We start from the raw sequence: 14,880 nt of genomic DNA on the forward strand, positions 1-14,880 counted from the left end.
CCCATTGTTTATTGCGCGCTTGGGCGCCAGATGCGTTGCGAGATGTCGACCTTCACCGGCACCAGCCGGTTGGCGTAAAACAGGTCGGCGGTTTGCTGCTGCGCGGCGATCGTCTGCGCATCGAGCGGTGTGATGGCGGTCGGCGGGCGGTGATCCAGATAGCTGGCGATCACCGGCTCCGGCAGCCCCATGGCGTTGGCCAGCAGGGTCACGCTTTGCGCCCGGTCGCTGCGGGTGAGCGCATCGGCCTGGGTCAGCACGGTCAGAACCTGGCTGATAAAGCTGCCGTTGGCTTCGGCGTAGGGGCGCGCCGCCAGATAGAAGGAACCGGTCTGGTTCAGATCGGTGCCGTCGCCGAGCACCCGTACGCCGCCCTGCAGCAGCGCGGCGGAATAATAAGGATCCCAGATGGCCCAGGCATCGACGTTGCCCTGCTGGAAGGCGGCGCGCGCATCGGCGGGGGTCAGATAGGCAGGCTGGATATCCGTAAATTTCAGGCCGGCCTTTTGCAGCGATCGCAACAGCAGGTTGTGCGAGCTGGATCCTTTCTGGAAAGCGACCTTATGGCCTTTCAGATCGGCGACGGTTTTGATCGGGCTATTTTCCGGCACCAGGATCACCTCCGCCTTCGGTTTGGGCGGCTCAACGCCGACATACAGCAGATCCGCGCCGGCGGCCTGCGCGAAGATCGGCGGAATATCGCCGGTGCTGCCCAGATCGATGCTGCCGACGTTCAAGGCCTCGAGCATTTGCGGGCCGGCGGGAAACTCTATCCAGCTGATGCGGGTGGCGGGGAAACGTTCCTCCAGCAGCCGGTGGCTCTTCGCCAGCACCAGGCTGACCGATCCTTTTTGGTAGCCGATGCGGAACTGCGCCGGATCCTGCGCGGCGGCGGCAGTGGCCCAAACCAACGACAGCAGGCCGGTGAGGGTAGCGGCGCTCAGCCAGCGCCGTAAAACGATGCGTTTTTTCATTCAGGCTCTCCTTTTCCAGGCGTTTCAGGCGGTCTGACGCGCCGCCAGCGGTGAGGCGACGCGCAGCGCGGGTGGTTTGCGGCGGCCAAGCGCCAGATAGAAACTGGCGAGCGCCTCTTCCAGCCGGGCGGCGACGGCGTCGGTGAGCGTGGCGCCTTCGCCGGCCAGTTGGATCTGGCTGTCGTCGGCGAACACGCCATGCAGCACCTCTTGCGCTTTCAGCGCCGCCAGCACCGGTTTCAGCGCGTAGTCCACCGCCAGCATGTGGCCGATCGAACCGCCGGTCGCCAGCGGCAGCACCACCTTATGATCCAGCGCGCGTTCCGGCAGCAGATCCAGCAGGGTTTTCAGCGCGCCGGAGAACGACGCTTTATAAACCGGCGTGGAAATCAGCAGGCCGTCGGCCTGCGCCAGCTGCTCGGCAAACGCCTTGATCGCCGGGCTGTTGAAGTTGGCGTACAGCAGGTCTTCGGCATCGAAGTCGTACAGAGTATAAGCCGTCACTTCCGCCCCTTGCTGCCGCAGCCAGTTCTGACTCAGCGCGAGCAGCGCGGCGGAACGTGATGGGATGCGTGGGCTGCCGGCCAGTGATATAACGCGCATTGCCACTCCTTATAACTAAAAGTTAGGTTTAATTAGAAAATAAAAAAGAAGTGTTTTAAACCTACCAGCAACCGGGCGCGTTTTTTAAATCTCATTTTTTGATTTCGATATGCGCAAAAGCGGATTGGCGCCGATTTGGCGGTGAAGAGAGAAAACGATTGCGTAAAAACGGCTTTTTTTGCCTTTAATCAATTCCAATTGGGCGGGGGATACCGGATAATACGCCCCCGGTTTGCAACCGGGAAATCAGGAGAGTCCATGTACTACCCCCTCATCAGGAAAGCGTTGTTCCAGCTCGATCCCGAGCGCGCGCACGAAGTGACCTTTCGTCAGCTCAGCCGTATTACCGGCACCCCATTAGCGTTTCTTGTCCGTCAGTCCGTGCCGACCAAACCGGTCAGCTGCATGGGGCTGTCGTTTAAAAACCCGTTGGGATTGGCCGCCGGTCTGGATAAAAACGGCGAATGCATCGATGCGTTCGGCGCGATGGGCTTCGGCCATGTGGAAGTCGGCACCGTGACGCCACGCCCGCAACCGGGCAACGACAAGCCGCGCTTGTTCCGCGTGGTTGAGGCGGAAGGCCTGATCAACCGCATGGGGTTCAATAACCATGGCGTGGACAATCTGGTTGAAAACGTTAAGAAATCCCATTTCGGCGGCATTCTTGGGATCAATATCGGCAAGAATAAAGACACCCCGGTCGAACAGGGTAAAGACGATTATTTGATCTGCATGGATAAAGTTTATCCGTATGCCGGTTATATCGCGATTAACATCTCTTCACCGAATACCCCGGGGTTACGATCCTTACAGTATGGCGAAGCGCTGGATGATCTTTTGGCCGCGATTAAAAATAAGCAGCAGGAATTACATGCGCGCCATCACAAATATGTGCCGGTGGCGGTAAAGATCGCGCCGGATCTTTCAGAAGAAGAATTGATCCAAATTGCCGATAGCCTGGTGCGGCATAATATCGATGGCGTGATCGCCACCAATACCACCTTGGATCGAAAATTGATCCAGGGGTTAAATTACTGCGAACAAGCGGGCGGGTTAAGTGGGCGTCCGTTACAATCACGCAGCACGGAAGTGATCCGTCGTCTTTCCACCGAACTTCAAGGGCGCCTGCCGATTATCGGCGTGGGCGGCATCGATTCGCTGACGGCGGCGCGCGAAAAAATGGAGGCCGGCGCGAGCCTGCTGCAAATTTATTCCGGATTTATCTATCACGGCCCGCGTTTGATTAAAGATATCGTTACCCATATCTAATATTTTTCCTCTCATTTTATTCCGGGGGTTTATTTCTGCCCCCGGCTCGTCTATATTTTGTTCGTTAGCATAAATATCGTTCGCGGAATTATCCGATGTTTAAGCTATTTTATCGGTGATAAAATCGCCTTTTAGGGTGAGTGCGGCGTTGGCATAGGCAGCGAGAAGGATACGAAATGAAGATAAAACCTGACGATAATTGGCGTTGGTATTTTGATGCCGAACACGATCGGCTAATGCTGGATTTAGCTAATGGTATGATCTTCCGTTCACGTTTCCCGGCCAAAATGTTAACGCCGGACGCCTTCGATGAATGCGCTTTTTGCGTGGATGACGCCGCCCTTTATTTCACCTATGAAGAACAGTGCAAGCAGATCAAACTCAGCCATGAGCAGCGCGCCGAGCTGGTGTTGAATGCGCTGGTCGCCTACCGCTTCCTGAAACCGCTGATGCCGAAGAGCTGGCATTTCTCGCAGCAGCATTACCCGCTGCAGCCGAAAAACGGCGAGCTGGCGGCGGTGAAGGTGATGGAAAGCGGCGTGGAAGCGCGCTTGCTGGTGGTAGAGGCCGGGGATAACGCCAGCCTGTGCCTGCTGGCGCAAAATCAACTGACTGTCGCCGGCCGCACCATGGTATTGGGCGACGCCATCAAGGTGATGCACGATCGGCTGAAACCCTGCGCGCAGGATGAAAGCGCCGCCCCGGCTTACGACAGGGCGGTATAGGGCGGATTACGCCAGGGTCAAATCACTTTTCGGGATACAGCTGCAGCACAGGATGGTGCCGTTGTCGCCCAGCGCGCTTTTCTTCAGGGGCGCGACTTCACCGCTCAACAACGTAATGCGGCAGCTGCCGCAAATCCCGGCGCGGCAGGAGTAAGGCACGCGAATGCCTTGCTGTTCCAGCTGTTCGAGCAGGATCTGCTGGTTGTTGCCGGTAAACACCTTTCCTTCGTATTCGATAGTGACGCTGTGCTCGCTGTCTTGCGGCGCTTGCACGCTCTCCACCACTTTGCCGGCGCCATAAGGGCGCGGCGGCTTGGTCGACAGCACTTCCACCGTATCGCCCACGCGGATGATGCCGCTGCTGCGCGCGATCATGTTCTGGCCGAAATCGATATCGCCGTTGTCGGCGGAGCGGAATTTTTGCAGCGTACTCAGCGGTTCGCCGCTCGGGTGCTTGCGGCCGCGCTCGGTGCTGACGGTGGTGAGCACGCAGCGGCTGCAGGGTTTCACCAGATCGAACATCACATCGCCGACGCGGATAACCTGCCAACCGTCCTCGGCCCAGGCGGCTGCGCCGCTCACCACCAGATTGGGGCGGAACTGCTCCAGCTTGATGCTGCCGGGGCAACGCCGCTGCAGATCGTTGAACGAAGCTTGGTTAATCAGCAGATAAGGATAGCCATCGGCAAACGTCAGCGGGATCTCGGGGTGTTTCTTCACCCGGCGGGTCAACTCCGGCCCCAGCCAGCGCAGCTGCACGTCACGCTGGAAATAGCCGCTCAGCCAGCGGTTGATCTCATCCGGCGCGATCAGCGCGGTGAAATGATTGCCCCACACCTCGGTCGGCTGCGGCGCGGCGGCGAAGTCGCTGAAGCGAATGGCGGCGCTTTCGCCGTCCGGCGCGGTCAGGAATAGCCCGTCCGGCAGCAGCGCCGGCGTGAACAGCACCATCTGCGGGTATTGGCGCGCGGTAATAAAGGTGCCATCCGGCTCGGTGATCATAAAGTTGCGGTCGAAGGCCAGACCGCTGCTGCCGACCTGGGCGTAAGAAAGCTGCAGACCGCGCAGTGATTTAACCGGATGGACGTAGAGTCTGGAAAGCGTGATCACCCTCATCTCCGTGCGATTATTAAATAGAAGGGAGCAACTTTATGACAAGCGGTGCGGATTAGCTATAATGCGCAACAATTTTCTTTTTGGTGATAAGCACGATATGAACTCTCTGTTTGCCAGCACGGCGCGTGGATTGGAAGAACTGTTAAAAAGCGAGCTGGAAGCGCTTGGCGCTCACGACTGCAAAGTGGTGCAGGGTGGGGTACATTTTCAGGGTGAAGATCGTCTTCTGTACCAAAGCCTGCTGTGGAGCCGCCTGGCTTCGCGCATTCTGTTGCCGCTGAACGAATTCCGCGTGCACAGCGATCTGGATCTGTACCTCGGGGTGCAGGCGATCGACTGGCCGAGCATTTTTGGCGTGGATAAAACCTTTGCCGTGCATTTCAGCGGCGTGAACGAAGAGATCCGCAACAGCCAGTATGGCGCGCTGAAGGTGAAAGACGCCATCGTCGACAGCTTTACCCGCAAACTCGACCAACGCCCGACGGTCGCCAAGCAGCAGCCGGATATTCGCGTTAACGTCTTCCTGCAACGCGATATGGCCAGCGTGGCCCTCGATCTGAGCGGTGAAGGCCTGCATCAGCGCGGCTACCGCGATCTCACCGGCCAGGCGCCGCTGAAGGAAAACCTGGCGGCCGCCATCGTGCTGCGTTCAGGCTGGCAGCCGGGCACGCCGATGCTCGATCCGATGTGCGGCTCCGGCACGCTGTTGATCGAAGCGGCGATGATCGCCGCCGATCGCGCGCCTGGCCTGCACCGCCAGCACTGGGGCTTCAGCGCCTGGAATGGCCACAACGCCGAACTGTGGCGTGAAATCACCGCCGAAGCGCAGGTGCGCGCGCGCCGGGGCCTGCAGGAAACCGCCTCTCGCTTCTTCGGTTCCGATATCGATCGCCGGGTGATTGAGATGGCGCGCGGCAACGCCCGCCGCGCCGGCGTCGCCGAGCTGATCACCTTCAACGTCGGTGACGTGGCGCGGTTGACCAACCCGCTGCCGGAAGGCCCGCACGGCACCGTGATCAGCAATCCGCCGTACGGTGAGCGTCTGGAAAGCGAACCGGCGCTGATCGCGCTGCACAACATGCTGGGGCGCGTGATGAAAAGCGCCTTCGGCGGCTGGCAGCTTTCGCTGTTCAGCGCCTCGCCGGAGCTGTTGAGCTGCCTGCAGCTGCGCGCCGAGCGCCAGTTCAAGGCGAAGAACGGCCCGCTGGAGTGCGTGCAGAAAAACTATCAGCTGGCGGCGAACCCGGCCGGCGCCACTGCCGGCGGCGTGCAGGTGGCGGAGGATTTCGCCAACCGCCTGCGCAAAAACTTGAAGAAGCTCGACAAGTGGGCGAAACAGCAGGGCATTGAATGCTACCGCTTGTACGATGCCGATCTGCCAGAATACAACGTCGCGGTGGATCGCTACGGCAGCAAGGTGGTGGTGCAGGAATATGCACCGCCGAAAACCGTCGATGCGCAGAAAGCGCGTCAGCGCCTGTTCGATGTGATCAACGCGACGCTGGCGGTGCTGGAATTGCCATCGAATCAGCTGATCCTGAAAACCCGCGAGCGGCAGAAGGGCAAGAACCAGTACGAGAAACTGGCGCAGAAAGGCGAGTTCCTGCTGGTGGAGGAGTATAACGCCAAGCTGTGGGTCAACCTGACCGACTATCTCGATACCGGCCTGTTCCTCGATCACCGCATCGCACGCCGCATGCTGGGCGAAATGAGCAACGGCAAGGACTTCCTCAACCTGTTCGCCTATACCGGCACCGCCAGCGTACATGCCGGGCTGGGCGGCGCGCGCAGCACCACCACGGTGGACATGTCGCGTACCTATCTGGAATGGGCGGAGAAGAACCTGCGCGCCAACGGCCTGACCGGCCGTCAGCATCGGCTGATCCAGGCCGACTGCCTGTCGTGGCTGAGCAACGCCAATGAACAGTTCGACGTGATCTTCATCGATCCGCCGACGTTCTCCAACTCCAAGCGGATGGAGAACACTTTTGACGTGCAGCGCGATCATCTGGCGCTGATGAAAGATTTGAAACGGTTGCTGCGCCGTAACGGGACCATCATGTTCTCGAACAACAAGCGCGGTTTCCAAATGGATATGGCAGGGCTGAGCGCGCTGGGCCTGGAGGCGAAAGAGATCACCGCCAAGACGCTGTCGCAGGACTTTGCCCGTAACCGTCAGATCCACAACTGCTGGCTGGTGACTCACGCCGGCGAAGGAAAATAATTACTATGTCGTTAATCAGCATGTCCGGCGCCTGGCTCTCTTTCAGCGATGCGCCACTGTTAGACAACACCGAAATTCATATCGAAGACAACGAGCGCGTGTGTCTGGTCGGGCGCAACGGCGCCGGCAAATCCACGCTGCTGAAGATCCTCGGCAAAGAGATCCCGCTGGACGACGGCCGGGTGATCTACGAGCAGGATCTGATCGTGGCGCGCCTGCAACAGGATCCGCCGCGCAATATCGGCGGCAGCGTGTTCGACTTCGTGGCCGAAGGCGTCGCGGAGCAGGCGGAACACCTGAAGGCGTACCATGCGATTTCCCATCTGGTGGAGAGCGACCCGAGCGAGAAAAATCTGGCGCGCATGGCGCAAATCATGGAGATCCTCGATCACCAGGGGCTGTGGCAGCTCGACAGCCGCATCAGCGAAGTGCTGTTGCAGCTGGGGCTGAACGGCGACGCCGAGCTTTCCTCGCTGTCGGGCGGCTGGCTGCGTAAAGCGGCGCTGGGCCGCGCGCTGGTGAGCTCGCCGCGCGTGCTGTTGCTCGACGAACCGACCAACCACCTGGATATCGAAACCATCGACTGGCTGGAAGGCTTCCTGAAAGAGTTCGACGGCAGCATCGTCTTCATCTCGCACGACCGTTCGTTTATCCGCAACATGGCGACGCGCATCGTCGATCTGGACCGCGGCAAGCTGGTTTCCTGGCCGGGCAACTACGATCTGTATCTGCAGAGCAAAGAAGAAGCGCTGCGGGTGGAAGAGCTGCAAAACGCCGAGTTCGATCGCAAGCTGGCGCAGGAAGAGGTCTGGATCCGTCAGGGCATCAAGGCGCGCCGTACCCGTAACGAGGGCCGCGTGCGTGCGCTGAAGGCGCTGCGCGTCGAGCGTTCAGAGCGCCGCGAAGTGATGGGCACCGCCAAGATGCAGGTGGAAGAAGCGACCCGCTCCGGCAAAATCGTGTTCGAGCTGGAAGACGTCAATTATCAGGTGGGCGAAAAAGTGCTGGTGCGCGGTTTCTCCGCTCAGGTACAGCGCGGCGATAAGATTGCGCTGGTGGGGCCGAACGGCTGCGGCAAAACCACGCTGCTGAAACTGATGCTCGGTCAGCTGAAAGCCGACAGCGGCCGCGTGCACTGCGGCACCAAGCTGGAAGTGGCCTATTTCGATCAGCACCGCGCGGATCTCGATCCGGAGCGCACGGTGATGGACAACCTGGCGGAAGGCAAGCAGGAAGTGATGGTCAACGGCCGTCCTCGTCACGTCTTGGGCTACCTGCAGGACTTCCTGTTCCACCCGAAACGCGCGATGACGCCGGTGAAGGCGCTGTCGGGCGGTGAGCGTAACCGCCTGCTGTTGGCTAAGCTGTTTCTGAAACCGAGCAATCTGCTGATCCTCGATGAACCAACCAACGATCTCGACGTCGAAACGCTGGAGCTGCTGGAAGAGCTTATCGACGGCTATCAGGGCACCGTGCTGCTGGTCAGCCACGATCGTCAGTTTGTCGACAACTCGGTGACCGAGTGTTGGATCTTCGAAGGCAACGGCGTGATCAACGCCTTTGTCGGCGGTTACTACGATGCGCATCATCAGCGCGCCACGGCGAAACCGATTCGTCAGGCGGCGCCGAGCGCGAGCAAACCGGCGGCGGAGAAAAAGGCCGAACAGCCGAAGAAAGCGGCGGCCAAGCTGAGTTACAACCTGCTGCGCGAACTGGAACAGTTGCCGCAGCGGCTCGAACAGCTGGAGGCGGAGATCGAAGCGCTGCAGGCGCAGATGAGCGACGCCGACTTCTTCACGCGGCCGCACAGCGAAACGCAACAAGTGCTGACGGCGCTGGCTAACGCCGAGCAGGCGCTCGAGCAGGCCTTCGCCCGCTGGGAAGAGCTGGAAGCGATGAAAAACGGCTGACCGTTGCGATACCGCCCGCGCGCTGCTGCGGGCGGTATCGACGTGCCGGTGAGCAACGTTATTTAGGAGGAATATGGTGTGTTCCCACAACAATCATCAGCAGCATAGTCATTCCGCACCTTCGGCGGAGCACCAGGATAACCTGATGCTGTGTCCGCAGTGCGACATGCTGGTGGCGCTGCCGCCGCTGGCCTATGGCAGCAAAGCGGTATGCCCGCGCTGCAAAACCACGCTCAGCGCCCGCTGGGACGAGCCGCGCAAGCGGCCGATCGGTTACGCCCTCAGCGCCCTGTTCATGCTGGTGCTGGCCAACATTTTCCCGTTTATCAATATGCGCGTCGCCGGCATCGGCAATGAAATCCGGCTGATTCAAATTCCGGAAGTCATGGTGGCGGAAGACTACGCCAGCATGGCCACGTTGTTTATGGTGTTCGTGCAGCTGATCCCGGCGTTTTGCATGGTGGCGATCATTCTGCTGTGCGCCAAAGTGCGTTTGCCGCTGGGGCTGAAAGAGTGGATGGCCCGGGTGCTGTTCCAGTTCAAGACCTGGTGCATGGTGGAAATTTTCCTCGCCGGGGTGCTGGTCAGCTTCGTCAAGCTGATGGCCTACGGCGATATCGGCATCGGCAGCAGCTTCGTGCCTTATTGCCTGTTCTGCCTGCTGCAGGTGCGCGCCTTCCAGTGCGTGGACAGGCGTTGGCTGTGGCAGGACATCGAACCGGCGCCGCGTCTCGATCGCCCGCTGACGGTGGGGCGCACCGGCATGCGGCAGGGCGTGCGCTCTTGCGCCTGCTGCACGGCGATCCTGCCGGCCAATCAGGTGCGCTGCCCGCGCTGCCACACCAACGGCTACGTACGTCGCCGCCACAGCCTGCAGTGGACGCTGGCGCTGTTGGTGACCTCCGTCATGCTGTACATTCCGGCCAACCTGATGCCGATCATGGTGACCGAGGCGCTGGGCAACAAGATGAACTCCACCATCATGGCGGGGGTGATCCTGCTGTGGGGCGACGGCTCTTATCCGGTGGCGCTGGTGATTTTCATCGCCAGTATCATGGTGCCGTCGCTGAAAATGCTGGCGATCGGCTGGCTGTGCTGGGATGCCAACGGCAGGAAGAAACCGCGCGCCGACAGCGAGCGCATGCATCTGATTTATGAAGTGGTCGAATTCGTTGGCCGCTGGTCAATGATCGACGTGTTTGTGATCGCCGTATTGTCGGCGCTGGTGCGAATGGGGCAGTTGATGAGCATTTACCCCGCGACGGGCGCCGTGCTGTTCGCGCTGGTGGTGATCCTCACCATGTTCGCCGCCATGACATTTGATCCCCGGCTGACCTGGGATCGCGCAAGTGAAACAATCAACAAGGAGCCGCAAGGTGACGGAAAATAATCATAGCGTCGCGGACGTCGAGAAGATCAAGCGCTGGTCGCCGGTGTGGATCATTCCCATCGTGACCGCGCTGATCGGCGCCTGGATCCTGTTTTACCACTTCAGCCATCAGGGGCCGGTAGTGACGCTGGTCACCACGACGGCGGAAGGGCTAGAAGCGGGTAAAACCAAAATCAAAAGCCGCAGCGTGGACGTCGGCGTGGTGGAAACCGTCACGCTGAGCGAGGATCTGAGCAAGGTGATGGTGCAGGCGCGCCTTAATTCCGGCATGGAGAAATTGCTGCGCCAGGACTCCGCCTTCTGGGTGGTGAAGCCGCAGATCGGCCGTGAAGGCGTCTCCGGGCTGGGCACGCTGCTCTCCGGCGCCTATATCGAACTGCAGCCGGGCAACAAGGGCAAAGACGGCAAAGACAACTATCAGCTGCTCGACGCGCCGCCGCTGGCCTCTCCGGATGCCAAAGGGCTGCGCATCGTGCTGGACAGCGAAAGATCGGGCCAGCTCAACGCCGGCGATCCGGTGCTGTTCCGCGGCTACCGCGTCGGCTCGGTGGAAACCAGCTATTTCGATCCTAAAACGCGCGCCATGCGCTATCAGCTGTTCATTACCGCGCCTTACGATCAGCTGGTTACCACCAACGTGCGCTTCTGGAAAGACAGCGGCGTGGCGTTCGACATGTCGGCGCAGGGCATGCGGGTGGAGATGGGGTCGCTGACCACCCTGTTCAGCGGCGGCGTCAGTTTTGACGTGCCGGAGGGCTGGGATCGCGGCGAACAGGCGAAAGAGAAGGCGGAGTACCAGCTGTTCGACAACCAGCGCAGCACGCAGGATTCGCTGTATACCGTGCATAAGGACTACCTGCTGTTCTTCTCCGATTCGGTGCGCGGCCTGCAGCCGGGCGCCCCGGTCGAGTTCCGCGGCATTCGTCTGGGCACGGTGGCGCAGGTGCCGTTCTACAAAGAGGGCATGGCGCAGCGCCTGGACAACGATTACCGCATTCCGGTGTTGATCCGCATCGAGCCGGATCGCTTCCAGAAAGAGTTGGGCGGCAATTTCGATATCGAAGGGCATTTGAAAGACGCCGAATCCCGCGGCATGCGCGCCTCGATGAAGTCCGCCAACCTGCTGACCGGTTCGCTGTACATCGATCTCGACTTCTATCCGCAGGAGAAACCGTGGAAAGGGCCGCGCGAGCTGTTCGGTTATCCGCTGATGCCGACCACCAGCGGCGGTCTGGCGCAGATCCAGCAGAAACTGATGCAGACGTTGGATAAGATTAATTCGATGCCGATCAATCCGATGATCAACGAAGCGACCAAGACGCTGGCGGAAAGTCAGAAAACAATGAAATCGACGCAGCAGACCATGAAGTCGCTGAACGACATCATCGCCAGCAAAGAGATGCAGGCGCTGCCGCAGGACATGCAGAAAACCCTGCTGGAGCTGAACCGCAGCATGAAAGGGTTCCAGCCTGGTTCGCCGGCTTACAACAAGATGGTGGGCGATATGCAGCGCCTCGACCAGGTGTTGCGTGAGCTGCAACCGGTGCTGCGCACCCTGAATGAGAAGAGCAACGCGCTGGTGTTTGAAGCCGCCGGCAGCACTGACCCTCAGCCGAAGAAGGCCACGAAATGATGAAATGGATCCCGGTAGCCCTGGCGTTGTTGCTCAGCGCCTGCAGCAGTTCGCCACAGAAGACCTACTATCAGTTGCCGGCGCTGGGTGCGCCGGCCGCGGCCAGCAGCAGCGGTGCCTCCACGCGCCAGCTGTGGCTGGAGCACGTGAGCGTGGCGGATTATCTGGCGCAGAGCGGCGTGGTGTATCAGACCAACGACGTGCAGTATGTGATAGCGCAGAACAATCTGTGGGCCAGCCCGCTCGACCAGCAGCTGCAGCAAACGCTGGTCACCAACCTGAGCAGTGCGCTGCCGGGCTGGGTGGTCTCTTCGCAGCCGATGAGTAGCGATCAGGATGTGCTCAACGTCACCGTCAGCGGCTTCCACGGCCGTTTTGACGGCAAGGCGATCGTTCGCGGCGAGTGGGTGCTGAACCGCCAGGGGCGTTTGATCAAACGGCCTTTCAGCCTGGAATTGAAACAGGGCGAGGACGGCTATGATGCCCTGGTGCGCACCCTGGCGCAGGGCTGGCAGCAGGAAGCTCAGGCTATCGCAGCACAGATGGGCGGCATTTAGTCATAATTTGGTCTAAAATCGTCTAATCCCTGTCAGCGTGAAAATTCGTTTTTTTCGCTGGCAGGGATTTCTATTTAATTTCAAAAAGTTAAACCCTTCCCCGGCAGATCAGCCACTTAGCACTTTCCTCGGGCGTAGCTCACAAATATGACATTGGCGTGAATTTTGCGCATTGATCTTCTCTTCTTTTAGCGCTATTGATTACTCGTGGCTGCGCAAAAAGCAGCCATTGTTTTCTTTCCACCAGACCAAAATGAGGGAAACGAGGCATGAAGAGACAGAAACGCGATCGTCTGGAAAGGGCGCATTCGAGAGGGTATCAGGCAGGTATTTTAGGGCGTTCCAGGGAACATTGTCCCTACCAATCATCGGTGGACGCCCGGTCTCAATGGCTGGGAGGTTGGCGAGAAGCCATGGAAGACAGGGCTGTGACCGCTTAAGCGGCTCCCTGTCAAATAAAAGGAATAACCTCCGCCCTTGGCGGAGGTTTTTGTTTGTGCCGTTTATTCGTCCTGCCAACGTTTCAGTAAAATACTCGCATTCACGCCGCCAAAGCCAAAGCCGTTTGATAAGGCGTAGGTCATGTCCATCGATTCAGCCCGTTTCGCGACCAGATGCAAGCCTGCCGTCGCCGGATCGGGGTTATCCAGATTCAGCGTTGCAGGAGCTATCTGATCGCGCAGAGCCAGGGCGGTAAAGATGGTTTCCAGCCCGCCGGCGGCGCCGAGCAGGTGCCCGGTCGCTGATTTCGTCGAGGTCACGGCGACAGTCCCGGCGGTGCCAAACAGGTGCTTGATGGCATTGATTTCGCCTAAATCGCCTACGGGTGTCGAAGTCGCGTGCGCGTTTAAATGCTGAACCTCTTCTGGGGCGACATTCGCCTGCTTCAACGCGATTTTCATCGCCCGATAGGCGCCGTTGCCGTCTTCAGCGCCGGAGGTCATGTGGTAGGCGTCGGCGCTGGTGCCATAGCCGACGATTTCCGCGAGCGGCGTAGCGCCGCGCGCCCGCGCATGCTCCAGCGTTTCAATCACCAGCATGCCGGCGCCTTCCCCCATGACAAAACCGTCCCGGGCGCTGTCGAAAGGCCGGGAGGCCTGTCGCGCCAACTCGGCCGGTGCGGTGGACATGGCGCGCGCGGCGGCGAATCCGCCCAGGCTTACGGTGTCGATAGCCGCTTCTGTACCGCCGCACAGGGCGATATCGGCCTCATCATTGCGGATCATACGCACCGCGTCGCCAATGGCCTGCACGCCGGCCGCACAGGCGGTGACCGGTGCGCCAATCGGGCCTTTGAAGTGATGCTTGATGGAAACGTGACCGGCCGCCAGATTGACCAGGAAAGAGGGGATGGTGAATGGCGACAGGCGCTTGGCGCCGCGGCTGTCCGTAGTGCGCACCGCCTGGGCAATGGCCGGGAAGCCGCCAATGCCCGAGGCGATGACGGTGGCGGTTCGCTCTTGTTTTTCCTCCGTATCGGCTATCCAGCCGGCCTGACGAACGGCTTCATCCGCCGCCGCCATGGCAAACAGTATAAAGCGATCCATTTTCTTTTGGTCCTTGGGGGCGACGGACGCGTCTGGGTTGAATCCCGCCTCGGCATCTTGCGCCAGTTCGGGGACTTGCCCCCCGACCTTGACCGGCAAATCTGCAACGATCTCGTCAGGCAAAGCCCGAATGCCGGACTCTCCTTTTAATAAACGTTGCCAGATGGCCTCCACGCCGCACCCTAACGGTGAAACGGCGCCCATGCCGGTAATAACGATACGACGATTGCTCATGACTGCTCCTTGGTGAGTTCGGATAAATCGGCGAGGCGCCGCTGCCGCATCAGTTCGGCGCGTTGACGTATGCCGTCATTTGCCGCAGGCCCCGGTGCCAACGTAATAAACTGCAGCGGCACCTGCTGTTGGGTCTCGACGTTGATCAACTGGACCTGGATCGGCCGATCGGTGCGGCCGTCGACTAACAAGGCGCTAATGTCACCGTCGATCAAATGGCGATTGCCCCATTGTGAGAGAGCGGCCAGTACGGGAAGAAAGTCGTTGCCGCGTTCGGTGAGCAGATATTGATAGCGAACCGGCCGCGTTTGATAACGTTGCTTATGCAGAATGCCGTGGGCCACTAAATCCTTCAGGCGTCGGGCCAGGAGAGTGGGTGAAATCCCCAGACTTTGTTGGAATTCGTCGAACTTGGACAACCCCTGAAAGGCATCACGCAGGATCAGGATGCTCCACCATTCTCCGACGCGATCTAACGAACGTGCGACGGGGCAAGGTGTATCGCTAAAGCGGGTTTTTTGCATATCGCCTCTTTGTGGATACATTTATTGTAGTTACATGATAGCTATACTAGGCGATTTTGAGGGGCAAGAAAATGACCGGATGGAAAAAACCGCTATCGCGTCGGTGCGGGCTGCAGGGAGGGGCCTCGCTCAACTGGCCTGCGTTCGGGTAGGAATAGGGTGGAGACAGGGGGG

General features: G+C 59.7%; 13 protein-coding genes. 8 read left to right on the forward strand and 5 right to left on the reverse strand.

Going from position 1 to position 14,880, the window contains the following annotated elements; all coding sequences use genetic code 11:
- Positions 1-8: 8 nt before the first annotated feature.
- Entirely contained in the window at positions 9-974 is a 966-nt protein-coding gene (locus tag ACJ8IM_RS08150; RefSeq protein ID WP_049195836.1) for a sulfonate ABC transporter substrate-binding protein, read from the reverse strand.
- A 24-nt stretch (positions 975-998) separates the two neighbouring features.
- The gene (ssuE, locus tag ACJ8IM_RS08155; protein WP_101455807.1) at positions 999-1,577 is read right to left on the reverse strand and encodes an NADPH-dependent FMN reductase; all 579 of its coding nucleotides are present in this window, start codon (positions 1,575-1,577) and stop codon (positions 999-1,001) included.
- Positions 1,578-1,835: 258 nt separating this feature from the next.
- Between ssuE and pyrD the strand changes: the two genes are divergently transcribed.
- Positions 1,836-2,846, forward strand: coding sequence for a quinone-dependent dihydroorotate dehydrogenase (pyrD, locus tag ACJ8IM_RS08160; protein WP_019454516.1), 1,011 nt, complete (start codon positions 1,836-1,838; stop codon positions 2,844-2,846).
- Positions 2,847-3,022: 176 nt separating this feature from the next.
- Complete coding sequence (locus tag ACJ8IM_RS08165; RefSeq protein WP_033637882.1) at positions 3,023-3,571, forward strand: cell division protein ZapC; 549 nt, start codon at positions 3,023-3,025, stop codon at positions 3,569-3,571.
- Positions 3,572-3,577: 6 nt separating this feature from the next.
- Here ACJ8IM_RS08165 and ACJ8IM_RS08170 read toward each other — a convergent pair whose 3' ends face one another.
- Positions 3,578-4,681 (reverse strand): YcbX family protein, encoded by a 1,104-nt coding sequence (locus ACJ8IM_RS08170; protein ID WP_049235523.1) that lies wholly within the window; start codon positions 4,679-4,681, stop codon positions 3,578-3,580.
- Positions 4,682-4,784: 103 nt separating this feature from the next.
- On the opposite strand from ACJ8IM_RS08170, the gene rlmKL reads away from it, so the two are divergent.
- The 6 genes from rlmKL (at position 4,785) to rmf (ending at position 12,841) form a co-directional block, all read left to right on the forward strand.
- The gene (gene rlmKL / locus ACJ8IM_RS08175; RefSeq protein WP_101455861.1) at positions 4,785-6,911 is read left to right on the forward strand and encodes a bifunctional 23S rRNA (guanine(2069)-N(7))-methyltransferase RlmK/23S rRNA (guanine(2445)-N(2))-methyltransferase RlmL; all 2,127 of its coding nucleotides are present in this window, start codon (positions 4,785-4,787) and stop codon (positions 6,909-6,911) included.
- Between the two features lie 5 nt (positions 6,912-6,916).
- Positions 6,917-8,821, forward strand: coding sequence for an ABC transporter ATP-binding protein (locus ACJ8IM_RS08180; RefSeq protein ID WP_060421706.1), 1,905 nt, complete (start codon positions 6,917-6,919; stop codon positions 8,819-8,821).
- A gap of 73 nt (positions 8,822-8,894) precedes the next feature.
- Entirely contained in the window at positions 8,895-10,211 is a 1,317-nt protein-coding gene (pqiA, locus tag ACJ8IM_RS08185) for a membrane integrity-associated transporter subunit PqiA (RefSeq protein WP_071883795.1), read from the forward strand.
- Entirely contained in the window at positions 10,198-11,844 is a 1,647-nt protein-coding gene (gene pqiB, locus ACJ8IM_RS08190; protein WP_033646578.1) for an intermembrane transport protein PqiB, read from the forward strand. The genes pqiA and pqiB overlap by 14 nt, the downstream gene beginning before the upstream one ends.
- Positions 11,841-12,401, forward strand: a complete 561-nt coding sequence (pqiC, locus tag ACJ8IM_RS08195) for a membrane integrity-associated transporter subunit PqiC (protein WP_039566678.1) — start codon at positions 11,841-11,843, stop codon at positions 12,399-12,401. The genes pqiB and pqiC overlap by 4 nt, the downstream gene beginning before the upstream one ends.
- A gap of 269 nt (positions 12,402-12,670) precedes the next feature.
- The gene (rmf, locus tag ACJ8IM_RS08200) at positions 12,671-12,841 is read left to right on the forward strand and encodes a ribosome modulation factor (RefSeq protein ID WP_004928150.1); all 171 of its coding nucleotides are present in this window, start codon (positions 12,671-12,673) and stop codon (positions 12,839-12,841) included.
- A gap of 63 nt (positions 12,842-12,904) precedes the next feature.
- Here rmf and fabF read toward each other — a convergent pair whose 3' ends face one another.
- Both fabF and ACJ8IM_RS08210 read right to left on the reverse strand, forming a co-directional pair.
- Positions 12,905-14,182, reverse strand: a complete 1,278-nt coding sequence (gene fabF / locus ACJ8IM_RS08205) for a beta-ketoacyl-ACP synthase II (RefSeq protein WP_230116441.1) — start codon at positions 14,180-14,182, stop codon at positions 12,905-12,907.
- Positions 14,179-14,706: a winged helix-turn-helix transcriptional regulator gene (locus tag ACJ8IM_RS08210; protein WP_060429020.1), complete on the reverse strand. Its 528-nt coding sequence runs from the start codon at positions 14,704-14,706 to the stop codon at positions 14,179-14,181. Before ACJ8IM_RS08210 ends, fabF begins: the two co-directional genes overlap by 4 nt.
- Positions 14,707-14,880: the final 174 nt, after the last annotated feature.

Source organism: Serratia sp. CY33525 (assembly GCF_052169115.1).
GTDB classification, from domain to species: Bacteria; Pseudomonadota; Gammaproteobacteria; order Enterobacterales; family Enterobacteriaceae; genus Serratia; species Serratia sarumanii.